We start from the raw sequence: 24,242 nt of genomic DNA on the forward strand, positions 1-24,242 counted from the left end.
GGGCCAGCACGGAAGTAGCGGAAAGGTTGTGTTTTTCGCGTAATGTGATCGTTGAAACTGCCAGCGAAGGAACTCCCGCAAGGAAGTCGCTTACATTCGGACAGTGCCATCCTCACAAGGGATTTTCGAACTGTAGCGCCATCAGATGGAATCCAAGTCTCATTGCGACCGGGTAGCTTGCGCTCGTTGGAGCCCGGCCTGTGTAACAATCGCGACATCAGAGGGCCTTGCTGATTTCGGAATGCTGACATGGCTGTCGTACTTGATTGTGCAGCGTCATCGAAGACTGCCGATTAGCGGTTGCTGATCCGCCTTCGGTGCAGAAACATTCTCCTGCGGTGACGCTTATCGCATACGGCGGAGCAGGATCGGGATCCGACACAAGGCGCGCCCTGCAGGCCAGTCAACTCCAACCTTGAGAATCGATGGCGGAGAACGTCGAGCGTTCCATGCGTCGATTACAAAACACATTGCCTTGTTCAGCGGCAGCGAAAGCGGCCGAGAACTGAGCGGTCAGACGTCGCTCCTGAAATGGCAAATCCAAGAGGCGGCCTGCGATCCGAACCGACCGATGTGCCAGAGCGCATCGTGTCCGAGCAAACCACGAGGCTGCGGCGGCACGAGCTGCCCGCCTGAAAAGTGCACGATGGTGCACCATCGGACCGCACAGTTTGCCGCATATGGGCACGGCGTCATAAGGCTGCATCTCGATGACGTCAGCGGTGATGCCGCTTGAGGACCATCAAGCGATGGCGTCAGGCTCGCGTCAATCGGCATCCCGACGCCATGCGGCGATACCAGCCCTCGCGCTGCGCCGCCGACATCAGTAACACCCTCGAGAGTGCGCCGGGTCGGTCCGGGCCGACGCACCAACGCGAAATTGAGGCGATATCGATCCGCGCACACGGTGCCAAGGTTCTATACCGCGATACAGCTCGGACTGGCGGCGCGGGCACGGATTCCGGACGCCGACAACGTCCATCACCGCCTGCTGTGACCCAACCTGCTGCACATTCGCGACGATGGAACCGTCCGCTGTTCGGAGCGCCACAAGGCGGTCTCCAAACCAGGACTTTCTAACGCTCACAGCCGACATCCAGCGGCCGCCGAGGCCTGATGTCAATATTGGATGGCGATTTGCCGCGTACGTTGATCACCGAGGACGTGGGGCTCTAACGGCTTACTTGTAAAGTTTCAGATATGCGGTCGCGCCGTGTCTGGTTTCCGACAATGTCGGACATGTAATGCGGCTCCCAGCCCTTGTCGATGCGCTGAACGAACTCTGGCTCCGCGCATCGATCGAGGCCGCACGATACGTCAGCGGTTAGGATCAGCGTGCTAGCGCGATGCTCCTTGCACGCCCAAAGCGCTCTCGGGCGATTTCGGAAGCGAAGGTTTCGCTGCCCTCGATGGCTTCGGGGTTCCCCTATAGATGGTGAGTGTCGCGATGATACCGAGAGCAGCTGCAAACATCAGCCAGAATCCGGGTGAAGCCTTGTCATGAGTTCGCTCAATGAGCCAAGTGGAGGCGAGCGGCGTAAACGTACCAAACAGGGCAGCCGCGAACGCGAAGGCCAGGGAGAAGCAGGTTGTGCGCACATGCGCAGGCACGATTTCGACGAGAGCACCCAGCATAGTCCCGCTGTAGGTGCCAAAGTAGAACGAGAACATCATCGCCACCGCAAGCAGCTTGCCGAAACTGGGGGCGCTTACCAACCAACTCAAAGCCGGATAGGCGGTCATCAACGCAAGGCCAGCAATGGCCAGCAGAACCGGCTTGCGGCCGATACGGTCGGAAACGGCGCCGCCAATTGGATTCCAGATGAAGTTGGTCGCGGCGACCAGGAGGGTCACCAAGAGCGCATCCTGGGTAGACAGCTTCAAGACGGTCTTGCCGAACGTCGGCGTGTAGACGGTGACGAAATAGAAGGTCGTCGTGGTCAGGATCGCCATCATCATCCCGAGAACAACCGTGCGCCAATGGACGAGCGCCGAGGCAAAGACCTCGCGCGCCGTGGGATGCTTCTTCATCGCCAAAAATTCCGGGGTTTCCTCCAGCGTCCGACGAAGGAAGAAGATAAGAGGAATGATAAGGCAGCCGAGAAAAAAAGGAATACGCCAACCCCAGGAGGCGACGGCTTCGAGCGGCATCGATTCATTCAGTAGGTAGCCCACGATCGCTGCGACAAAAATCGCGACCTGCTGGCTGGACGATTGAAACGAGGTATAGAAACCGCGATTGCCTGGGGTCGCGATCTCCGCCAAATAGACCGAAACGCCGCCAACCTCGACGCCGGCGGAAAAACCCTGCAACAGCCGTCCGGCTAGAACAATGATGGGGGCGGCAATGCCGATTGTCGCATAACTGGGACAGAAGGCGATAATCACGGTGCCGACCGCCATGATCGATAGCGTGATGATCAGGCCTTGGCGACGGCCGATCCTGTCGATATAGGCTCCCAGTACGATCGCCCCCACGGGACGCATTAGGGCACCCAGCCAGAACACGCCAAAGGTATTGAGCAACGAGGCGGTTTCGTTGTCCGAGGGGAAGAAAGCTTTCCCAATGGCGCCGGCGTAAAAGCCAAATAGGAAAAAGTCGAACTGCTCGAGGAAATTGCCGCTGGTCGCACGAAGAATGGCGTTGATGCGCGATTTGACTGTCGCATGCTGAACGAGCGCTTGTGACACAGCGAGTTTCCTTCCCTCTGAAATGGCCGGTTGCGGAGAACCTCGCGCCAGCCCATTGCAATCAGGCCGTGATTTTCTCTTAGAGACATTACCGACCAACCGGAAGGCGCCTGATCTTTTCGGCTTATTTTCGACGACAGCTCCATTGGTGCACAAATTTGAATTTGCTCCCGGAGGCGCTAGCGCTCCCAACATCAATCGCCAGAAGCTCGCTTACTTGAGACGATCAAGAGATGAGGTTCCGCTCGGTCACCCACGAGGTAGCTTTTCGAGCAATCTTTGGCGTTCACTAGAGCAGATTCTGATCAGACGCGATCATAGCCGGCAGCGGCGAAGAAGTTCAGACACTCTTGGGCGGTGAAGGCGGCCAAGGCGAGGGCGATAGCGTTGACCAAAGCCTCGATAGATCTGGCGGCAGCCTTTCGAAGGGCGGCTTTGAGCTTGGCGAAGGCCATTTCGATCGGATTGAGGTCGGGCGAATAAGGCGGCAGATAGAGGAGCCGAGCGCCCGCTGCATCGATTGCGATGCCGACCTCGGCCCGCTTGTGTGCTGCGAGATTGTCCATCACCACGATGTCGCCGGGCCTGAGTGTCGGCACGAGGACTTGCGTCACGTAAGCCTCGAACGCCGAACCATCCATGGGGCCATCGAGGACCATCGGCGCCGTCATGCCAGTCGCCCTGAGCGCGCCGACGAAGGTCGTCGTCTTCCAATGACCATGCGGGAGCGCTGCAACACAGCGCTGGCCGTACGGCGAACGGCCATAGAGCCGCGCCATCTTGGTCGAGGCTCCGGTCTCGTCGATGAATACCAACCGGTGGACGTCGATCTCAGGCTGGGATGCCTTCCACGCCGCGCGTTCAGCGGCGACGTCCGGCCGATCCTGCTCGCTGGCGTGCGATGTTTTTTTTGAACGTGATGTTGCGGCGATCGAAGAACCGCCAGACCACGCTCGGCGCGAAACGCTCGCCGTGGACTTTGAAGAGATGATCGGCGATCTCGGCCAGCGTCATGTCAGGCGTAGCCTCGACCAGGGAGAGGATCTCTGCAGCATGCCCCTCGATCCGAGCCGAACGCCGGTCGCCACCCTGCGCTCCCGCCTCACAGGCGCCGGTGCTTCGCCACTCGCTGACCAGTTCGATCGCTGTCGACGGCGCCACGCCGAACCGGCCGGCGGCGCCCCGACAGCTCATGCCTTCATCTTCCACGGCCCGAACAATGCGAAGGCGAAGGTCCGGCGAGAGGGGTTTAGCCATGAGGGCTGGCCTCCATCACCAGCCCTCAGGGTGAATCACGATTTGCCCCGGAAGGGAATCCCTTTCGATTCCGCCAGGTCGGAAAATGCTCTAGCTCTGTGTCCACCGCGGATAGTGTCGGCTGATTCGATAACGCGTCTTCACTGTTCGGCTTCTAATTGCGCGTAAACTCCCGCCAGATTCAAAACACCGGCATTGAATAGCCGGTTCGTACTCAGACATTTGCCCGCGTAGTCCAAGGTTGGCACAGCAATTGCTACAAGCGTGCAGGAATACAGGATATCGGACGAGTACACGCAGAACGCGCAAATGGCGGCGGCGATTCCTTTGCCTTGAGACAATCGCGCTCGGCCAGCAGCCGCAATGTCGCGTAGATCGCGGCTGCCGGCCTTGAAGAGCCCGCTGGTTGTGGTTCGTCTCGGCTATGCCGAATCAAGTCCGCAGGGGATGCGATGGGCAGGCAGTGAAGAGCAACCGAGGAGGCTTGATCCGTCCACGACAGGTCGCAGATGAAAGCGTCGAGGTGGCCGCATGTGCCGCCTGCGCATGTCAGGCGAGCCTCCCTTGGCCTGCGCGGACGCCAGATATTCAGCATGATTCAGCAAATGATGGACGGCGCGTTTGGCCATTCGCGAGATCGGATTGCTCGTGGATCGAAATCGAACGCGAGAAGGTCGTCGCTTCAATCTATGGGCATGTTCCTATCGACGCGCTCATGAACAGGACTGATCCCCTGATGGCCCTGTCTGGTACTGCGAAGTTGGTCGTGGGGAAGTGCCCCTGTATGGCGAACGCGACCGCAAACCCGTCAGACCAAGTTGGCGGCGTTCGAAAGTGTTCCTCAAACATCATTCTCTCCTCACGTTAGGGTTCAAATGAGGTCTTCTCAAGCGTCGCAAGTTCAACTGGATCGACCTTCGCAGATATTCTGCGAGTACTTGACTGAGCAAGCGCGAAATCTGTTTGGCCTGCATCCGTTCGCTGCGGAATTGTCCAAACGCCAAGTTGCGAGCTTGCTGCCTGAATATTTGGCGATGTCACAGGCGTTCCCTTACCTGCAGGCAGGCTCGCAAAGGGATCTCATATTTGATGCGATGCGTCGCAACCGAGACCTTCCGAGGGACGTTGAACTAACCAGCGTGGTCGCAAATTTCATCTGTTGGGATGAGACGGGCGGTTATGGCCGAGTTCTCCAAGGCGGCAAGGCGGCGCTACCCGGAATTCTGGCGACTGAAAACTTCCACTCAAACCTACTTAGAAAGGATGCATCGCGACTACTCGGTAGAACAATACAGCCAAATTATAGCGCTACAACGAAGCGGTACCTACATTCACTCTATGCTGGATTGTCATCGAAAGACGCGGTCGTGCGCTGCGCCCACATGGTCGCCTTTGAGCTGCATGCTGCAGAAATGATCCAGTCCCTGTGGACCACCCTGGCCAAAACCTTCGATGCGCGGTCTGACGATCTTGAGTACTTCCGCAGTCATGTCGGCGGCGAGGATCCCGCCGAGAAGTATCATGGAGAAATGACGACCCGGCTCATTCGCGAACTTGTGCCGGCTGACGGCAATCGTCGGTTTTTGGATGAATTCGATCGAGCCTATCGGCTCAGCTTACAATGGTGCCGCGATCTGCTGCAAACTGTCTCAATTGAGGAAGAGGGCCTTGCGGAGATCGAACATCACGGCAGTTGTCATTGTGGTGCCGTCAAGTTCTACGTCCAAGCGCCGCGAGAGCTTTCCGCAGTTCGATGCAACTGCTCCATCTGCCGAATGTCCGGGTTTCTGCACCTGCTTGTGCCCGGCGATAAGGTCAGAATTGAGTGTGGCGAAGGGTTTCTCAGTACATATCAATTTAACAAGAATATCGCTCGTCACACGTTTTGCCGGATTTGCGGCGTAAAGCCGTTCTATCGGCCGCGATCGAACCCCACGGGTTTCAGCGTAAACATTGGATGCTTAGATAAGCGAACGATCGAAAACATAAAAATAGAAGATTTCGATGGTGAGCATTGGGAGCAAGCGTTCCGCCCTACGCACGAGGATTGGGAAGCCACCCGTTAAGATCAAACTTGGAGTGAAGCCGCATGGCGCGCGCAATGAACGATAGATCTCGTCTGCTTTCAGAAGAGGCTCTCACCAAATACCGTATAGAGCTATTGGTGAAGGGGACGGTCGTGATCGCCCCCCAGACGTTGTTCACCCAAGATGATTTGGCGAGGATCGATCAGCTCCAGATGGAAATTCCCGAAGAAGAGGTGCGGGTGGGAGATGCCGGCGACTCGCACAATGTCTTCGTGAAGCGGGTGAGGGTAGATCCGCCGGGCCGCCCTCCTAGCAATGTGCATGGCAGAGCTCCAGGACAGATCATCGAACTACTTGAGAGGAAAGACCGCAGCGTTGCGCTGAAAAAGATCTTGGGAGCATCGTCAGATTACGTGATTCGCCGATGCCAGATGCATCGACTACCTCCCGGTTCGTTCGTTGGCATCCATTTAGACGCTGACAGCGACCCTGACTTCGAGTACTCCGTGATTGTGCAACTCGCGAGGGACTTTGAGGGGGGCGAGTTTGTGGTCTATCCAAACGCGTACGAACAGCAGGTATTTCGACCGCCGTTTGGGGCCGTGGTGGTCACAACATGTAGGATCCGACATGAGGTGAAGCCTGTGCACGCTGGGGAGCGCCGATCGCTGGTGTACTTCTGTTCAAAACGCAACGGCGCGAATCGCCGGATTATCGAAAGCACTGCCGACGGCCTATGAGGACCGTTAGCGGAAGCGGCTTTCGAACGGGTTGAGGATGCGCGGCCAACTTCTGGCAGACGCCGCCTACTTCGGAAGAGCGTGCCTTGGGTCGTGTGGTGCATCCTAGGTTCGCGGGTGGTCTACTTCGAGCGAAAGAAGCAGACGCTCACCTGACGTTCCCAACGGCGAAAGTACACATTCGGATACGGGAATGGCTTACAATGAATGGAGGAGTTTAAGAGAACTGTGATCTCAGTTGGCCATTGCCAATAGCCGGTGCTGCAGATCGCGGGCCGTTGGCCTATCGCGCGCGATCACCAGGCACTCCACGGTGCCTGCCTCTTGATCGACGGCAAGCGGGATCACGCCCTCCTTGCGTGTGCCATCGAATAGAAATCCATACCTGACGAAACGATCAAGCGCGGCCTGGAGAGAACATGATGGGACGTTTCTCACGGAAGAAATGACGTGGCGACTGGAATAGTCGATGCCAAGCAGCCGGACGGCAATACTATGTAAGACTGACCCTCCACCCCACCGGCCGTTCGCTTCGTTAAAGAAAAGCTGGCCGTCGCGCGCGAAAATGCCGTCAATGTTGATCATTCCACGATATCCCAAGGTTCGCGCCAGCTCGACAAATCGGTAGGCGTGTGCGTGGGCAGCCAACCATTGCTCATTTGTCAGGTCGCTCGGGAGCTCGAGCCCTGTCCAGATGAGCGCCCGTTCTGATCGGTCTTCGCTGCGACGTAGACGTATGCTTCCACTATTGCTGAAAACGATGGAGCCATCCTCCTCTATCTCATATTCGAGATAGAACAGAGCGCGAGCCAAGTGGTACGATTCAATGACCAATGTCTTGCAGGATGCCGTGGTCATCTCAGACCAAAGTGCTTGAGGATCCAACGATGACCAAGCAACCGTTCGAGTATCTCTCGCCCCAGGAAGTGCTCCACTTTCGTTACCGGTCAGGATGATATTGCCGACTCCGCCCGCTCCATTATCCAACTTGACGATCACGTTGCCGGTCTCTGACCTCAAGGAAGTGACCGCTCGGAATAGTTCGTTTGCGTTCGTGGTCGCGCATCCATTGGGCAGTGGGAGCGCGACACTTGTCGCCAATTGACGGAAGTGGCTCTTGCGGTTCAAGAGATCCGGACCTCGCTGCAAAGCGAATTCGTTGCCGCGCTGCGGGATGCCCAGCAGCGCAGCCAAGCGCGCTACGCCTTCACTAGAGTAGCAGGCGGATATTCTCCAATTTGGCTTCTGGCGAATATGGCTGTTGAGTCGCTCGACGAAAGCATTGGACAGCAGGGTGCAATCATTAAGAATAAGCGATTCACGAGCGCCGTCAGGCACAAGCGTCGAGAGACTCGAGGCATCGAAATTGAGCGTTGCGCCGATGAAAGATAACAGGTCTGTCGGCATTGCTACCGGAGAGACTATTAGGTCACCCTCGTGTGCAAACCAGGCAGACCGGCATGCGGAGTTGGCGGAAAGGGACAGTTGAGTTGCTGTTAGGTCGGCACCCGACATTTGAGCCGTCCCGGCATTCATGACTAAGATCCGAGGCAACGACAGTCTCCCAAGTGCCTGGCGCAATTAAGCACAGACCGCGATGCCAGCAACGATGAGCTCGCTGCGGCGCATCGTATGGAGCTACCGACCGAAAGGCGGTATTGCGACGTCTCGATATCTGCTGTGGTGTAGTCGGGAACTCCGGCCAACCAATCCGCCGATCTCAATTGCTGTCTCCTTGCGGGCTTGACTGCGTGTCGAGCTGCTTCAGCATGAAATGCTGGACCTTGCCCAACGCCGTTTTCGGCAGTTCGTGCGTGAATATGATTTCGCGCGGTACCTTAAAACGGGCGAGCTGCGATTGAACATGCGCCAGCAGCGCTTCAGCTGCGATCCGGGACCCAGGTCGGCGGACCACATAGGCGATCGGGACTTCTTCCCAGCGCGGGTCCGGTCGACCGACGACGGCGCATTCGGCGACATCCGGATGGCCCATGAGCACACGTTCCACTTCCGCCGGATAGATATTCTCTCCTCCGGAGATAATCAGGTTCTTCTTGCGGTCACGGACCCAAAAATGCCCGTCGGCATCGCAGCGGCCGATGTCACCAGTGCGATACCAACCATCACTAAAGGCCTCGCGCGTTGCCTGTTGATCGCCCCAATATCCGCAGAAGACGTTGGGCCCGCGTATTGCGATCTCGCCCGGGGTCCCGGGCGGCAACTTGGTGCCGACATCATCGATGATAGCTGCTTCGCAGCAAAGGCCAGGCAGGCCGCTTGCGCCGTCAGGTGCGAGATCTGCGCCGAGCTTGGTATACACAGCGATGGGAGAGGTCTCGGTCGCGCCATAAACCTGTAAGACCGGCACCCCGCGCCTCACAAAGCGCTCGACAAGGCGCTGAGGTACCATCGTCGATCCGGTAGAAATTGCTTTGAGCGCGGATAGATCTGTGCTTGCCCATCGCGGATGGTCCGTTAGCGCTTGCATCATGGCAGGCACCAGGGCTGCGAGCGTGGGCCGGTCATGCTCGAATGCATCAAACGTTGCCTCTGGCGAAAAGCGGCTTTGGATACTTACCGTCGCGCCGTGATGCAAACTGGGAGTCGTTTGGATATTGAGGCCGCCGACGTGGAAGAGCGGCAAAACAGTCAGGGCGTGATCAGTCGAGGTTAGGTCATGCATGTGCTGACTCATAACCCCGTTCCACAACAACGCGTCCTGACGCAGTACAGCGCCTTTAGGTCGCCCTGTGGTGCCCGAAGTATAGACGATCAGAAGCGGGCAGGACAGGTCCGCACCTGGATTGCGTTCGTCACCATAGCCTTCGTCCAGCAAGTCGTCCAACTTGCTTCCGCCGGGCGGCGCGAAATCCAGGCCGACGAGGCAGATATCAGGAAGGTGCCGCGTCAGAGTCGGCAAGACGGCGTTAAATGCCTGCTCAAGCACGAGCACTTTTGCCCCGGAGTCGGAAAGAATGAAAAGCTGCTCGGCGGCCGCAAGGCGCCAATTCAATGGAACGAGGATTGCGCCCAGCCGTGCGCAAGCATAGAGCAAGGTCAGATAGTCAGGTCGGTTGAGGCTGAGGATCGCGATCCGGTCACCCCTCTTGATGCCGAGGTGGTGCTTGAGGGCGTGAGAGACACGGCCGATCCGTCGATTGAAGTCCGAGTAGCTCAGAGTGTGTCCCTCGAAACGGATCGCGGCTTTGTCGGGGGCATACGCAGCGTTGCGCTCGATCAATGTGCAGAGATCCAAACTCATTCTCCGTGAGCTTCGCAAGAGACGTCGGTTCCGATTCGGTTCAACCGGAGTTCGGAATTACTTCGCCAGGCCTCGATTGTGTGCTTCGGGCGCCCATTGCACAGGCTATGATCGCGCGGCCCGAGCAGGACGAGGCGGTTCTTGATGGTTGTCATGGGGAGCAAACGATTGACACTGTTCGAGGTATCTCAGGCACTTGATCCGCTTGCTCTGTTTTGCTCGGAAGCAGTCGTGTGCATCTGCCCGTAGTGATACGTACACCATGACGACTGTTTCTTGCCTGGTCTTTGGCATACGGGCTCGCCGCACATATATGCCGATCTTGGATCTCCATCTTTGAAGCCGACAATGGCCCGGCATTGGCCTTCAATGTGGTCGATCAGCAGGACCTTCTTGACGCCGTCGGGCTCTTTCAACTTGCTGCTCCAGGATGCCGCGCCGTTTCTTCCGATGCCGCGCCAGTCGCGCCGAGGGACACTTGCAGCTCAAGTTTCTTGAAAAGCTCCGCAGTCGCATGGGCCGTTGCAAGCGTGCGCGAGGAGAAGCCCCTGCCAGCGTTGGGAAAGTGGCGTGCATCGAACCAAGCGCTGGTTCTCCGATCTGAGCTCGGTGCGGTGGTCTTGCCGTTCGGTTGCAAATTCGGGAAGCGGCGGCGCGCTGCGAGGGCACGGGATCGATGTGTACGCTGACCCCTTCCGGCATCACCGCCTCGCTGGCGCCTCGCTTTGGGACAGCCGCATAGTATCGGTTCTGGAATGCCGGGGCGTTCACGACTACCTGCCAGTCGCGGTGCTGCGATCAAGACTCGCTGCACGAGCATCTCGATCGATTTGCTGAGGATCATGACCAAGACTCAGCGTATGTTCTGACGAGGTGAGACATTCGTAATCCTTCACGATTCCGACGGCAGACGAAGACTCGCGTCGTTTTGGCGATCGTACAACTTAACGTTACGTCCGATTCAAGCCCTTTTGGGCAAGCGCGGGAACATGCCAAAGCTCTGAGGTTTGCCGGTAAGGCGACGCTGCCAGGCAGTGTCGTGTCGACAGCAATTCTGCGCCACGGTCTGCGTCAGAAAGTCGCTTGAGACGAGGTTCTCAAGCGATGAGGCCGGCGTCGAAAAGCCCACCGTTCCGCGATCGGGGCATCCGCCGTCTTCGCAGACATTGCGGATGTCACGTCCGCTGCGCCGCTATTGAATGCTTCACTGCGCATCTGTCGGGCGCTGACGCGGCAAGCCAGGGCCAATCGACGATTGTGTTCGACGAGTCGGCCTAATGGCAGCTGATCACTTTGCGCCGTTCGAACGAGCCGCGCGAATGTGCAAGCGTACCGTCATCCGGTGCACGTCGCGCTCGCGGGCTCCTTCGGAGCGAAGATCATTGCAGCGTCTGATAGAGGCGATAGAGGAGCCGGGCGCGCGGCTCTATCGATGAAATGTAGAGTTGCTCGTAATGCGTATGGGCGCCCTTGCCGTCGACGCCGAGACCGTCAAGGGTTGCGGTATGCGGCGCGGTGAAATTGCCGTCCGAGCCGCCACCGCTGAATACATCGAGCAGCTTAAAGCCGAGCTGGGCGGCAAGGCTCCTGGCGTGTTCGTAAAGTGCGGCGCCGGCATTGCTCTTTTCATACGGTGGACGGTTCAATCCGCCGATAACCTTCACGCTGACACCATGCGTGCGCGAGGCGATGCCGAGGATCTTCGGAACCAACTCGTCGGCGTCAACCCTGGTCGGCACCCGCATGTCGACTTCCGCATAGGCGTCTTCGGCGATCACGTTGGGCTTGGTGCCGCCGCGGACGACGCCGACATTGACGGTGACGCCACGCTTGAGATCGTTCATCGCCTCCAGTGTCTGGATCACATTGCCAAGTTCCCGGATCGCGCTGCAGCCATCTTCGGGGCGCGCACCGGCGTGGGCCGGCGTGCCCTTAACGAAGACCTCGAAGCGCGCAACGCCTTTGCGTCCGGTAACGATCTTGCCGCCCTCGCGCGCGGGTTCGGTCACCAGCACATACTTGGCCTTGCGGCCCTCGGCCTCGATCAACGCCCGCGAGGTCGGGCTACCGATCTCTTCGTCCGATACGTAAAGCTGGGTGATGCCGAGCGGAGGACGCGCATCATCGGCGCAAACCTGCCGGAACGCGTGATACGCGAGATAGGCACCGCCCTTCATGTCATAAATGCCAGGGCCGAATGCCCTGTTGCCCTCGACTTTGAACGGCAGGCGCTCGATGAACCCCATCGGATGAACTGTGTCGAGATGGCTCAGCACGAGAATACCCGGTACGCCTTGCCCCCAGGACGAGCGTGTGACCAAATGATCACCGCGACCGTCACGTCCTGCAACGCGCTCGACGCTGGCCGACAAGTCACGATAGCCCGACGCGACGAGATCAGCCAGTTTGTTGATCTGATCCGGCCGTTCCGTTGGAGTTTCGATCTCGACCCAGCGGCGGATGCCGTCGAGAATCACCGCGGCTTCGAAAGGGTTGCTGGACATAGATCTGACGCCTTTGAATTCGACTTTCATCGTTCGCAGAAGATCGTGATAAAATCCATCTGATCGCATCATGATCTAGCGCGAAGACCTCCAGAGTCGCCAACTGTTGTGGGGCAGCTGGGCCTCTGCAGTCTAGGTCTTGCCGCAGGCAATGATGCTACACCGGTTGAAATAAACGGAGCTACCAAACTTGGTAGGATCCAATTATGCAAGCTCGAGAGCCGTTGGCTGTTCTCGTGAACTCAATCAAGCAACAAGGTCCGAAGCGCGCCCTGGAAGTTGATCAATGGATTGCCGCGGCCCACCCGGGTCGCGATAATTCGTCCGATAAAGATCGTATGAGTGCCAATCACCTTGTGATCGTACAAGACGCATTCGAGCGCGCAAAATGCGTTCGGCAATAGCGGCACATCGAGGACGCCCTGTTTCCAGGGCGCGGTATCGAAGCGGTGAACACCTTTCGCCCCCTCCTGACCGCCAAAACGTAGCGCAAGGTCCTCCTGGTCACTGCTCAGAAGACTGACTCCAAAACTGCGACTGGCGAGTATCCCGTCATGCGTCTCGGAGCCGCCTTTTATGCCAACGAGCAGGCACGGTGGCTCCATGCAAATTGAGGTCACCGAACTAACCGTCAGTCCACGTCGTTCGGCGGCCTTTCCGGTCGCCACGATGGCGACACCGCTCGCCAGATTTCGCATGGCCTGACGGAACTCGGTCGCTTGGACAGATGGAATATCCCGAATTCTAGGAGGGGACTGGTGGCTCATGACCTGCCTCTGCAGTTTTACTCCAATTCCGGTGTCACCGTTACGCGCGGATGACCTTGATCCCTTTGCGCCTGCTGTTGGTTGCACGGTCGCATCGCGCAACCAATGGTGGCTCATCTCGCCGGGCAGTTCAGCGCGAGGAGGTTTCCCGCTTGGGAGTGCCCTGTTGATGCACGTGGCAGGGGCGACAGGCAATTCTGCCCGCTGCGTCGATCGCGACGCCGAATCCATGAACAGTCCGGCCGGATTTTTTCCGCATGTAGAATGCATAGGCACGCTAGTTTACTCTCAAGAGAACACGCTTTTTCGCATCGAGAAGGTGCTCATCGAGCGTCGCGTGCAACGCACCTCGTAGCTCCGGCGGGATCGAGCCGTCCGTGTCGATCAATTCCCGAAACTTTCGAATGATGTGTTCTATCGTTGCAATGGATCCGAGTGTTTCCATATCCTGTGAGGACATTCCAGGTTATCTCCCTTGGAGCGCGGCGCACGACCACTTCGTCGCGGGCTCTGACTTCAACGGTGTGCCGCAATAGGCTCTTGTCGCTAAAGAAGGGGGGCTCTCGTGCCGCCTGCTTAAGGCGAATTGTTTGATCAAAACGCGGACGGGCGGCATCATCGTGTTCGAAAGCTCGCAGAAGCAGCGCGTATTCGCAGGCTGCAATCCTTTCGCGCTTATGAGCGGTGGTCGTGGTCAGAACGTTGGCCAACTCGGCTGTCACGCGTTGGAAACCGTGATCAGGCGCTTCAGTCGCGCGGCCGCGGCGCCGCGATCAAGTGAATCTTTCCCAAGTGCAACGCCCTCCTGCAGCGTCGAGGCCCGACCGGCTATAATCAAAGCCGCCGCTGCATTCAAAAGCGCGGCGTCGCGAAATCGACTTGGCGCACCATCGAGCATGCTTTGGAGCGCGGCGGCGTCGGCATCGCCGCCTTCCAGCGCCTCCTTGCGGCAGCGGCGGAGCCCGGCTTCTTCCGGCGTCACTTCGAACGTGCGGACTGTACCCGCCTCAAGCGCTGCGACAAACGTCTGGCCGGTAAGGGTTATTTGGTCGAGTCCGTCCGAGCCATGAACCACCCATGCCGATTCCGCACCAAGGTTCTTCAGCACATACGCCAGAGGCTGGACCCATTCGCGAGAAAATACCCCGACGATCTGCCGCTTGACCCTGGTCGGGTTGGACAAAGGTCCGATTAGATTGAAAATCGTGTGGGTTCCAAGTGCGCTCCGAATCTGGCCAACGCGCTGCATTGCCGGATAATGGGGCGCCGCAAACATGAAGCCGATGCCAGCTTCGTGCACGCAACGCGCAACTGCCTCAGGCTCAAGGTCGATCTTCACGCCGAGGCGCGCCAACACGTCTGCGGCGCCCGAACCTGAGGACGCAGTGCGGTTGGCATGCTTAGCAACAGGAACGCCGGCCCCGGCGACGATAAAGGAGGCGCATGTCGACACGTTGACCGACCACATGGGGCCGTCGCTCGTGCCCGTGATATCAATGGGATCGCATGCCGCCTTGACCCGCGGCATTCTATCCCGAATCGCGGAGGCCGCACCGGTAACTTCTTCGACCGTTTCGCCGCGGACCCGCATTCCCATCAACAAGCCGCCGATCTGCGAAGGGGTCGCGTGTCCCGACATCATGTTGTCGAAGGCTAACGCGCTTTCCTCGCGCGTCAGAGTGGCGCCGCTGGCAACTTTGCCAATGATTGATTTAAGCGCTTCCATCGAACTTCCCACGATCCCTGTCGTAAGCTGAGGCTCGTCTATTCAACAGGGATCGTTGAAGAGACGTGGAATTGGTGCATCGAAGCAGCGGCCAGCTCTCATCCCGGGCGGCTGATACTTTCATTGACCTTGCGTATCGGTTGGTGGGGGCGCGGGGCCCTAGGTTGAGGCTACAACCTGACGCTACGTGAGGGTCAAGCTCTCCATTTTATGGTGCTGTCAGGACAGCTCATCGGCCGACGAGAACAGTGCAGGCGGGTGGACGCCAGCGCCAACGCAAACGTCTCGCGCCGGCCGTTGCTGCGGCTGCCTCTTGATCGTGCTATTCCGATCCGGTCCCCGGAAGCCTGCGGCCTGCGGGCGCCGCGTCGTCGAGCGTTGAAGGGAGCTTCCATTACCTGCTTCGGGTCGAGGCCCGGCCTCATGGCTACCAAAAAGTAGCCGGCCAGATTGCAGGTGAAGGTGCATAGAACGTCACGAACACTATGCTCAAGCTGCATCTCGCGTTCGGTCCTGCTTTACAGCCGGAACACGCCGTACTGCGGCGCCTCGATCGGCGCATTGAGCGAGGCGCTCAATGCAATTGCGAGGGCAGTTCTGGTGTCGACAGGATCCAGGATGCCGTCGTCCCAAATTTCGGAGGTTGCATAATAGGCGCTCGATCGTTCTTGATATTCTTCAAGAATTGGCTCTCGAATGGCTGCCAGTTCCTGCTCGGAGAGGCGTCCGCCCGCGCGAGCCAACTGTCGCGCCTTGACGTGGGTGAGGACGCCTGCGGCCTGCGCGGCGCCCATCGCAGATAGCTGAGAGTTGGGCCAGCTGAACACAAATCGAGGATCGAACGCGCGTCCCGACATGGCGTAAGTGCCCGCGCCGTGCGAGCTATTGCAAATGATCGTAAACTTTGGCACGGACGCACCGGACACAGCCATGATCAGCTTAGCGCCGTCCTTGGTGATCCCACGCCGCTCGTATTCGCGACCAACCATGAAGCCCGTGACATTCTGGAGGAAGAGCAGGGGCGTCCGATTCTTGTCGCATAATTGGATGAAATGAGCGCCCTTCAGCGAGCTTTCGCTGAACAGAACGCCATTATTGGCAAGGATCCCGATCTGATATCCATGAAGCCGCGCAAAGCCACATACGAGGGATGTCCCATAACGCGGCTGGTATTCATGAAATCGGCTGCCATCGACCAGACGAGCGATGATCTCTCGCATGTCGAACTGCGCTCGCGTGTCCTTTGGAATGATACCGTAGAGTTCGGAAGCATCGTAAGCGGGGGGCTCAGGAGCCACTCGATCGATCCAGGTGTTGTTCGCCGGTTGGCGGAGCCGAGCGACGACGTCGCGGGCAATCGCAATTGCATGCATCTCGGAGCTTGCGACGTAATCACTGGTGCCCGACACGTTGGTATGCATGAGGGCGCCGCCCAAATCTTCGGCGGACACGTGTTCCCCGGTGGCAGCCTTGACGACCGGGGGGCCACCCAGAAAAATCGCTCCCGTACCTTCGACCATAATGTTGTATTCACTAAGCGCGGGGACGTAGGCCCCTGCCGCGGTGCAGTGGCCCATGACGATGGCGACCTGCGGCACTCCCATCTTCGAGAGAATGGATTGATTGCGGAGTATTCGACCGGCGTGGTAGCGATCCGCAAAGAATTCCGCCTGCAAAGGCAGGAACCCGCCGGCGCAGTCGCACAGATGAACCACCGGCAGACGGTTTTCCATGGCGATATCCAGGGCCCGCACAATCTTCTTGACCGAGAGCGGATACCATGCGCCGCTTTTCACGCTGGCATCGTCGGCATGAACAATCACCTCCCGGCCCGCCACAATGCCGATGCCGACGACCTGCGCGGCGCCGGGCACCTCGCCATCATATGCCTTGTTGGCGGCCAGCGTGGAAAGCTCTAGGAACGGAGTTTCCGGATCGAGCAAGGCTGCGAGTCGCTCGCGAACAAACAGTTTGTTCTGTCGACGCAGTCGCTCGAAGTCCCGTTCAGGCCGGTGGAAGCGGGCAGCGCGTTGCCGTTCCTTCAATTCGGCCGCTAGCTGTCTGTTGTGGAAATCGTTGCGGCGAAACGCTTGCGAGTTAACGTCCGCTACGGAACCGATCCGCTGCATTTCAGCGCCCTTCTTCGGAGAGCGTGACCAGCACAGCGTCACGCTCGAAGCTTTCGCCTTCCTTGACGTGAATCCGATCGACGATGCCGTCCTGTGGTGAGCGGATGATCGTCTCCAGCTTCATGCTCTCAATCATCATCAGCGCCATTCCCGCCGAGACTGATTGGCCAGGCGAAACGGTAGTCGCAACAACTGTGCCAGGCATCGGCGCACGGGCGATTAGAGGGCGTGTTTCGTCATTCGAGGAAGTGAGCGCTCGCAACGGGTCATTATAGCGCACAATGCGGGTTCTGCCGCGTATATGCAGGTGAATCAGGTCGCCATCGATGGCGAACCTGACCGGTTCGCTCTCCCCCGCAATGGTCAGGATGCCGCTGCTCTCACTGTGATGCGTGAACGCGACGGGGGCGATCACTTGGTCGCGCAAATGGAGCCGGTAGCCCTGCTGGCTGGTCGAAAGCCATAGCCTATGCTCTACGCGGTCGACCTCGAATGAGTGATACACGTCAATTCCTCCAGCTGCCGAGTGCTGCGTGAAGCTCAGGCACGGCGTCAGCGGAAGCACGCACCGGTCTCGTCAGCAGAGCGGCGGACGCCAGGAACGCAGACAATCCGGTAGCAAAATTGTCCGCTGCGAGATGCGGGTTCTCTTCAAGGTATCCCGTGTGGAACTGACCGCTGAGAAATGCCTCGTCAGCTAGGATCCGGGCGAGTAAGCTTGCATTGGTCTCACACCCAAGTAGAACAAGTTCTCGAACCGCGCGATGGGCCCGCAGAGCAGCCTCTATGCGGCTTGGTGCATGCACGACAATCTTTGCAAGCATCGGATCGAACGCCGGCGTGATGTCCTGGCCTCGCATGATGCCGCTGTCGATCCGTACGCCGTCCGGATACTCGAGAAGAAGTACTTTGCCAGTGGTTGGGACGTATCCGCGTTCAGGAGCCTCTGCGTACAGCCTGAGCTCGATCGCATGCCCGTTCGACGCAATATCGGACTGGGAAAAAGCAAGTTTGCGGCCCGCTGCGGCATAAACCTGTTCGGCGATCAGGTCGACGCCAGTGACCATTTCGGTCACCGGATGCTCGACTTGAAGGCGGGTATTCATTTCGAGAAAGTAGAACGTGCCTTCGCCGAGAATGAACTCAACCGTTCCAGCATTTTGATATTGCGCTGCACGGGCGATGCCGACCGCGGCTTCGCAAATGCGTGTCCGCAATTCTGGTGATAACGCGGGCGAGGGTGTCTCCTCTATGATCTTCTGGAAACGGCGCTGCACCGAACACTCGCGCTCGAAGAGATGGACCAGGTTGCCGAAGGCGTCGCCCAACACCTGTACTTCGATGTGCCGCGGGATTTCGAGATATCGTTCGACATAAAGTCGGCCATCTCCAAAGTAGCGACGCACTTCACTGCGCGCCTGCTCGATGGCTTCTTCCAATGAATTTGGGCCGCGGACAATCCGCATACCCTTGCCCCCACCGCCCAGTGTCGGCTTCACGAGCAAAGGAAATCCAACAGCATGAGCTCTCGCAACGAATGTAGTCGGATCATCTTCTTCGATGGCGCAGGGAAGGACTGGAAAGCCGTTGCGCTGAACGAAGTTGCGGGCCCGGATTTTGTCCCCCATGAGTTCGATGGCTTCCGGAGCAGGCCCGATGAAGGTAATGCCTGCCTTGATCACAGCCTTGGCGAACTCCGCACTCTCGGAAAGCAATCCATAACCCGGATGCAGCGCCCCAGCGTTCGCCTCGCGAGCGGCAGCGATGATCTGTGCAATGTCTAGATAGCTCGCCACCGGCGTGCGGCCGCTGATCGGAATCGCCAAGTCGGCCATGGAGACGGCCGGGGTCAGGGCGTCTACCTCATGGTAGGCAATTGCAGAACGAAGTCCAAGCTTCCGTAACGTTTTGATGATTCGTGCAGCTATCTCGCCCCTATTGGCGATTAGAACCGTATCGAAGGGTAATGTGTGCATTCGCCTATCCGGACAAGCGCTGTGGCCAGAGCTTCTGTCAGTTGTGCAATTGGTGCCACTCTCGACGGCCCGCGCTTGATCACTTGCCTCGGTGGAAGATCAGGCTGGATCCATTTTTGAGTGCGAGCTGATCGGCACGCTCACGGCTGGCGGTCCCTCACTTTGAGTCGCCGTTCTTCTTGCCAGAATCTCGAACGGAGATCACGTAGCGACATTGCTGGCTTAGGCTCGCTTGCTTTGATCGGAGACAAGAGGTAATGGCGACACGATCGGGTATGTGGCTGCTGCACAGTCGGAACACGTCCTCCATGCAAGCCTCTTTCTCTTCCGCGGTCGGCGCTTGGTCGCGCGCATTCACCTGTTCGGGGATTACGGCTGTCATTGCGATAGCAAGAGCCATCGCGCGGTAGTTGGCATTGAGAAGCGAAGCCGAACGGAGCCGTGGGTTTTGGGTCATGATATCCTTTCAAGCCGGTGGGACAGCGGTTGTTGCTTCCTGCCAAACGCAAGATGATCTGACGACCGGAAAATGGGCCCGGGTGCGCAGTTCTCGTTATTTGTCAGGAGGCGTCTAGATTGTCGAAGGTGGTCCCCACTTGTCTAGGATCGTACAATCTGACGCAACGAGCGATTCAAGCCCCTTCGTGAGCTCAATCGTCCGAAGATGTTTGGAATGTGCATATTCTCTCTTACACGAACGCGTGCGCTAGCCGCCTCTGGTGGAAGAGCTTACATAGTATTGCTACACAGCGGCTATGCGTGCGTGCGGCAGCGTCACCAACGAGATAAGGGCGCTGTTACGTAATTATACGTAGCGCCGTTGTCGCATTTCTTTGATCTGAGAATTGCATGCTCACCACCATGAATCCGAAAAGTAAACTCTACGAGCCAGATCACTGGCGAAGCCGTGCGGAAGCAACACGAAAGAAGGCGGAAGCACTCGCTTACGGCAAATCCAGAGATCGGCTTCTGAAGATTGCCATGGAATACGACAAGCTAGCGCGGCGTGCCCAAGACTGGCAGGCCGGCAGAAACGAGAACGATACGTTGTCCGACTATGAGTTGTAAGGGCTCGCTGCCGTGCGCTTATATTGGCTCGCAATTTAATAGGTGGAGCAAAGGTCGCTCAGCGCTTGGCGCGGCCAAGTCTGTTGCATTCTGTACGCGGGGTGAGCCGAGCCGTATGGCGGGGCGTCGGATCACGGGGGGGGCGCGTGCAATATGTTGATCTGACAGCTTGCTCCTGTCGCGATGGGATCGCGACGCGGGCGAGGCCGGCGACGCGATCCCCTGTCGCCATTCTTGCGCGGGTTTCGCAAAGTACCGTTCCGGCTCTAGTTGCGCATCTGGGCGCGGGTAATTGCCGACGTCAGCCGGCATGCTGGCGGGTCATATCAGTCCGTCGATCGAGGCGTCGTCCTCTTATCTCGCCTATTTCGTTTGCGTCGCGAGGAGGCCGCATGTCGTGTCGAGGTAGTTGAGCCAAGTGTGGACTTGAACCAGGTCAACGAAAAAGCTCTCCATTGCTAAACTGGCGATGCGCCTGATCCATCCTCCGCACGATTGGATTGGAACAGTCGCGGCATACGAGTGGTCGAGAAGCGCTCGTGTGCCGCACCATTGTCGAGGGCATCGCCGTCGAGCCTATTTCGCTCACAAGAGCGCTGCGATGATCCACCAAATACCGGCCCAGAGCAGCGCGTTTAGGAGCAACGCGGCCAGTAGCCACAGGTTCCATTTGGTTTGCGCCCGCCAAGATCCGCAATCAGCGCCATAATGCGTGATCATGGGGTGCTTTGGTGTACGCCAGTGCATCACTCATCACACGACGCGCTGGCCCACGGAAATAGGCTCGTGTTTGGATGTCTCGTATCACTCATGAGTTTCCCAGGCTTCCTTCAAGGCTCGAGTGTCAGAATTCTGTTCGTATCGTCGCTCAGACGGAACACCCTGCGAATCGCGGCCCTGCTTAGCGTTGCAGCGCTCCGGACCGCACAAATAGCCACGTCGTGAATTGACGACCGCATATGGCGCGTATTGTTCGCCTCGTTTTCTTCACCACAGCAATCAGCATGCCACGAACGGAGAGATAACCGGCGCCGCTTTGACAAAAGAAAAGTGGTATTTGTCGCGTTCAGCGCCATCGACTAGCTGCCCGTGGTCGAATTCGCGACACCGATGTCTGAAAGCCAACGCCAGTAGGTGCGTCGCCAGCGACATACGGCGACAATGCGCTCTGAAAGATCGCTGTTGATCGCAGTTGAGTCTGAGGCAATAAGCCAGGCTAGTCTGCTTCCCTGACCGCTAGCTGACGAAGAGCCGCTGAGATGGAAGAAGAAGGGCAAGATGTTGGCAGCTCACTCAATGACATGTTCGGCTCAGCCGTCTGCAGCTCCGATGCGAACTGGTTCGAGTTTGCGCTCTTACAGCCTGATCATGGTCACATAGATGACGCATTGGCACTGTTTCAAACCACGAGAAGCGAGTGCTGCGACCTATGGAGTGCCCCACCTGGCCGCACGGACCGAGGCGCCGTGCCTTTCGAATCATAGTGGCGGCAGCGCGCGGTTTTCGAGCCATATTGGAATCTGCAAGCAGGTATCACATGCGATCAAATGGAGCCGCCGGGATGACGATCGGTCCATCGGCGATGAGTTGATGGGCCATGATCGGCCTCGGCCCATTTCATATGCTCAGGCACCCAGCTGATCTGCAAAGGCTCACGGGCTGACCTGCCTGAAGGCCGGCGCTGTTCGGCGATGAGAGACCAGGCCTGCCAGCATAGATGAGCAAGATGGCCCACGTGAGGGCTCGACGTGGTGACGGAGTCGTCCACCGGGTCCAGCCGTCGGGTCAACCATGGGTGTATAACTGTGGCCGGTTCGTATCGAGCGGATCGTGCGCGGCCACGCAGTGAAGGGGCCAATGAGAGCGTTCGTCGCGTCCTCAAACACGATGTGAGCGTTCGAAAGCCAATAGTTAGGAGAGCAAGTGATGATGGACATCTGCGTCTTTCTCAGCAGATGGTTCGCTGAAGAGTGGTTTTGGAACGCTGGGCTGAGGACCGAGGTGGCGCCGGTTAATCAGTCGCCAGACAATGTCATCTACGTCGACTTCAAAGCGATTCGCGAGGCAAAGGAGGGGACGTGCGAGCGCAGATCATAGAAAAGCTTGAGGCCGGCCGGGTAAGATACGGCCAGTTCGCCAGCGTTCCTGGGTCAGGCCCTTGCGGCCTGTTTCTTGTGCAGGGGCCTTGCGGGTGTGAACTCAAGATCAGTGGATTAGTCCGTCCTAGCTGGGAGCACGTCGCTGTCTCGACGCCGCGGCGTTGTCCCAACTGGGAAGAGATGAGCTTCGTAAAAGACCTGTTCTGGGATGAAGAGGAGTGCGTGATGCAACTGCATCCGCCTCATTCGCAATATGTGAATAACAGCCGGTATTGCCTGCACCTGTGGAAACCTACTCATCGGGACATCCCAATGCCGCCGCCGAGCTTTGTAGGCATAGTTGGGTTAGGACCATCCGAAGCGGCAATGTTATTTGCACGGATGAGTGCGACAGCATGACGGGTTGCATCAACAACATCCGCTTGGAAGAGAGCGCTGGGCCAGCGCAGAAACGTCGGTTCTGCGCCGCCGGAAGGCAGCGCAATCGGCGGACATATCGGGCTTTTTATGCCAGTTGCAACGTGCGGGATTTCTCAGCCGGAAATCCTGCTGCCGCGCAGGTGGCCGTTAAAGTTCACTAAATCTGCAAGATTTGTCTCATATGCATCACCGCATCCGCTTCAAGCGGAACCGCAGGCTCGTCAGCCCCAGCCATCCGCCTGGAACAGAGCTGGCGATCAAAATGGCGTGCCACCAATAGGGGACATGAACGATAACGTTTCCAACTTGTCGGGTCGACAGCTCGTCGTCAGCTTGCGGCAATATCCTTCACAGGCGGAGCATGAGCATCCTGCAGTCGCTCTGAGGAAACGTGCGCTGAAGAGGCAGGCGAGCCATCATGTATAATCGAGTGAGCGGACAATCCATAGGCTCCAATCGGGCTGATGAACCGGGTCAGTCGGTGGACAGTGGCAGCTTTGCGCAAGCACTTACGGAATGCGAGCAACAGGAGAGCCTGTCAGATGGCGAGTTGCCCGACCAAATGGGGAGCTGCTGCAGCAGGCCACATACCTCGGACGCAAATGTTTACAGTCCAGGCCCCTCCGACTCCAGCACATCCTCCCTGTCCTCCGAATCCAGTCCATCCTCTCCGGCTCGGCCGATCCGCGCTCTGTTCGAATACAGGACCGCTGAATTGCCTGGGGCCAATGTCAACGGTATCTGCGTTGGTTTGGCAGCGGAGTGGCTACTCAATCGCCACAGCAGCCCCTCATCCCGAATGAGCGCCCTGCGCCCGGGCACCCAAAACCATGCCTCGGCGGCAGCGCGGCAGCAGCGATATGAAGAAATCAAGACCCTGTTGCGAAACAATGGGGCGGCAGGTTCTCACAACCTTCAGGCAAGAAGCACAATGCTGCATGAAGCGGGTTTGCAACCATCCGACGAACAGACGCGATATAGGTTTGGCTCAACTTCGCGCATTGCCAAGATAGTGAACGAAGTTACCGCCGATCCGTCGGTCTATTTGATCGGCTTGCGTTTCGCCGCAGGTGGCGCACACACAATCGCAACATCGACATCGAATGAAATGACGACCCTCTTCGACCCTAATTACGGGGAGTTTACTGTTCGGTCAGATCAGATGGATGAGGTGCTCAAAAGTCTAGCCGAGCGTTACAGGACGCCCCCGAACCGACATGATATATCGATGGTCGTCACACAAAGGATGGCCTGAGCGTTCTGAGCTTTTAACCAACCTCACCGAGGTCGCCGGTCTTTCGCGGCGCGGAGACGACGGAGGCCGAGAACAGCCACGTCGCCTTAAAGGGCAACCAACCGCGGACTCCGGCTCTGCCGCTTCAGCACGCGGCAACGAGCTGAAATGGAGCTCGTCGCGGTCGGGATCTTAGAAGTTCGCGTGATCGAAGGCCGATCTCGTAAAGTGAGTACTCGTGCATTCTTTGTTTCCGGGCGCTGATGCTGCGAATTCGGCCGAAATGTACGGAGCTGTCGAGACAAAGTCGTAGGCTGGCGCGGGCGCGGCTGTCCCGCGGGC

The 24,242-nt window shown here is 58.2% G+C and carries 15 protein-coding genes; 4 read left to right on the forward strand and 11 right to left on the reverse strand.

What is annotated here, in order from left to right; translation table 11 throughout:
- Window positions 1-1,338: 1,338 nt before the first annotated feature.
- Window positions 1,339-2,691, reverse strand: a complete 1,353-nt coding sequence (locus XH93_RS11420) for an MFS transporter (protein WP_194473574.1) — start codon at window positions 2,689-2,691, stop codon at window positions 1,339-1,341.
- 305 nt (window positions 2,692-2,996) lie between these two features.
- Window positions 2,997-3,948 (reverse strand): IS630 family transposase gene (locus tag XH93_RS11425; RefSeq protein ID WP_371814982.1). Its coding sequence is split into 2 segments (ribosomal slippage): window positions 2,997-3,603 and window positions 3,602-3,948, totalling 954 coding nucleotides; the frame shifts between segments, so codons are not numbered across the junction.
- Between the two features lie 938 nt (window positions 3,949-4,886).
- Between XH93_RS11425 and XH93_RS11430 the strand changes: the two genes are divergently transcribed.
- Window positions 4,887-6,014 (forward strand): GFA family protein, encoded by a 1,128-nt coding sequence (locus XH93_RS11430; RefSeq protein WP_246799575.1) that lies wholly within the window; start codon window positions 4,887-4,889, stop codon window positions 6,012-6,014.
- A gap of 23 nt (window positions 6,015-6,037) precedes the next feature.
- Window positions 6,038-6,715: a 2OG-Fe(II) oxygenase gene (locus tag XH93_RS11435; RefSeq protein WP_194473576.1), complete on the forward strand. Its 678-nt coding sequence runs from the start codon at window positions 6,038-6,040 to the stop codon at window positions 6,713-6,715.
- 234 nt (window positions 6,716-6,949) lie between these two features.
- Here XH93_RS11435 and XH93_RS11440 read toward each other — a convergent pair whose 3' ends face one another.
- The 9 genes from XH93_RS11440 to XH93_RS11480 form a co-directional block, all read right to left on the reverse strand.
- Complete coding sequence (locus XH93_RS11440; protein WP_246799576.1) at window positions 6,950-8,251, reverse strand: peptide ligase PGM1-related protein; 1,302 nt, start codon at window positions 8,249-8,251, stop codon at window positions 6,950-6,952.
- 184 nt (window positions 8,252-8,435) lie between these two features.
- Window positions 8,436-9,971, reverse strand: a complete 1,536-nt coding sequence (locus XH93_RS11445) for a class I adenylate-forming enzyme family protein (RefSeq protein WP_194475104.1) — start codon at window positions 9,969-9,971, stop codon at window positions 8,436-8,438.
- A 1,385-nt stretch (window positions 9,972-11,356) separates the two neighbouring features.
- Entirely contained in the window at window positions 11,357-12,511 is a 1,155-nt protein-coding gene (locus XH93_RS11450; protein ID WP_246799577.1) for a M20 family metallopeptidase, read from the reverse strand.
- 212 nt (window positions 12,512-12,723) lie between these two features.
- Window positions 12,724-13,248 (reverse strand): flavin reductase family protein, encoded by a 525-nt coding sequence (locus XH93_RS11455; protein ID WP_246799578.1) that lies wholly within the window; start codon window positions 13,246-13,248, stop codon window positions 12,724-12,726.
- A gap of 277 nt (window positions 13,249-13,525) precedes the next feature.
- Window positions 13,526-13,708 (reverse strand): hypothetical protein, encoded by a 183-nt coding sequence (locus XH93_RS11460; protein ID WP_139481518.1) that lies wholly within the window; start codon window positions 13,706-13,708, stop codon window positions 13,526-13,528.
- A 258-nt stretch (window positions 13,709-13,966) separates the two neighbouring features.
- The gene (trpD, locus tag XH93_RS11465) at window positions 13,967-14,974 is read right to left on the reverse strand and encodes an anthranilate phosphoribosyltransferase (RefSeq protein ID WP_194473578.1); all 1,008 of its coding nucleotides are present in this window, start codon (window positions 14,972-14,974) and stop codon (window positions 13,967-13,969) included.
- 518 nt (window positions 14,975-15,492) lie between these two features.
- Complete coding sequence (locus XH93_RS11470) at window positions 15,493-17,103, reverse strand: acyl-CoA carboxylase subunit beta (RefSeq protein WP_194473579.1); 1,611 nt, start codon at window positions 17,101-17,103, stop codon at window positions 15,493-15,495.
- A 1-nt stretch (window position 17,104) separates the two neighbouring features.
- Window positions 17,105-17,608 (reverse strand): biotin/lipoyl-containing protein, encoded by a 504-nt coding sequence (locus XH93_RS11475; RefSeq protein ID WP_172626760.1) that lies wholly within the window; start codon window positions 17,606-17,608, stop codon window positions 17,105-17,107.
- Between the two features lies 1 nt (window position 17,609).
- A complete protein-coding gene (locus XH93_RS11480; RefSeq protein ID WP_194473580.1) occupies window positions 17,610-19,079 on the reverse strand; it encodes an acetyl/propionyl/methylcrotonyl-CoA carboxylase subunit alpha in 1,470 nt (489 codons plus the stop codon).
- Between the two features lie 849 nt (window positions 19,080-19,928).
- Here XH93_RS11480 and XH93_RS11485 point away from each other — a divergent pair.
- Complete coding sequence (locus tag XH93_RS11485) at window positions 19,929-20,147, forward strand: hypothetical protein (RefSeq protein ID WP_194473581.1); 219 nt, start codon at window positions 19,929-19,931, stop codon at window positions 20,145-20,147.
- 3,234 nt (window positions 20,148-23,381) lie between these two features.
- Window positions 23,382-23,921 (forward strand): YopT-type cysteine protease domain-containing protein, encoded by a 540-nt coding sequence (locus tag XH93_RS42265; protein WP_246799579.1) that lies wholly within the window; start codon window positions 23,382-23,384, stop codon window positions 23,919-23,921.
- The last annotated feature ends 321 nt before the right edge of the window (window positions 23,922-24,242 follow it).

It is taken from the genome of Bradyrhizobium sp. CCBAU 51753, assembly GCF_015291565.1.
Taxonomy (GTDB): Bacteria; Pseudomonadota; Alphaproteobacteria; order Rhizobiales; family Xanthobacteraceae; genus Bradyrhizobium; species Bradyrhizobium ivorense.

Excerpts from the sequence above, each read along its gene's own strand:
- XH93_RS11460 (WP_139481518.1), bottom strand. The coding sequence starts at position 13,708 with ATGTCCTCACAGGATATGGAAACACTCGGATCCATTGCAACGATAGAA.
- XH93_RS11440 (WP_246799576.1), bottom strand. The coding sequence starts at position 8,251 with ATGAATGCCGGGACGGCTCAAATGTCGGGTGCCGACCTAACAGCAACT.
- XH93_RS11435 (WP_194473576.1), top strand. The coding sequence starts at position 6,038 with ATGGCGCGCGCAATGAACGATAGATCTCGTCTGCTTTCAGAAGAGGCT.
- XH93_RS11485 (WP_194473581.1), top strand. The coding sequence starts at position 19,929 with ATGCTCACCACCATGAATCCGAAAAGTAAACTCTACGAGCCAGATCAC.
- trpD (WP_194473578.1), bottom strand. The coding sequence starts at position 14,974 with ATGGAAGCGCTTAAATCAATCATTGGCAAAGTTGCCAGCGGCGCCACT.
- XH93_RS11450 (WP_246799577.1), bottom strand. The coding sequence starts at position 12,511 with ATGAAAGTCGAATTCAAAGGCGTCAGATCTATGTCCAGCAACCCTTTC.
- XH93_RS11470 (WP_194473579.1), bottom strand. The coding sequence starts at position 17,103 with ATGCAGCGGATCGGTTCCGTAGCGGACGTTAACTCGCAAGCGTTTCGC.
- XH93_RS11455 (WP_246799578.1), bottom strand. The coding sequence starts at position 13,248 with ATGAGCCACCAGTCCCCTCCTAGAATTCGGGATATTCCATCTGTCCAA.
- XH93_RS11480 (WP_194473580.1), bottom strand. The coding sequence starts at position 19,079 with ATGCACACATTACCCTTCGATACGGTTCTAATCGCCAATAGGGGCGAG.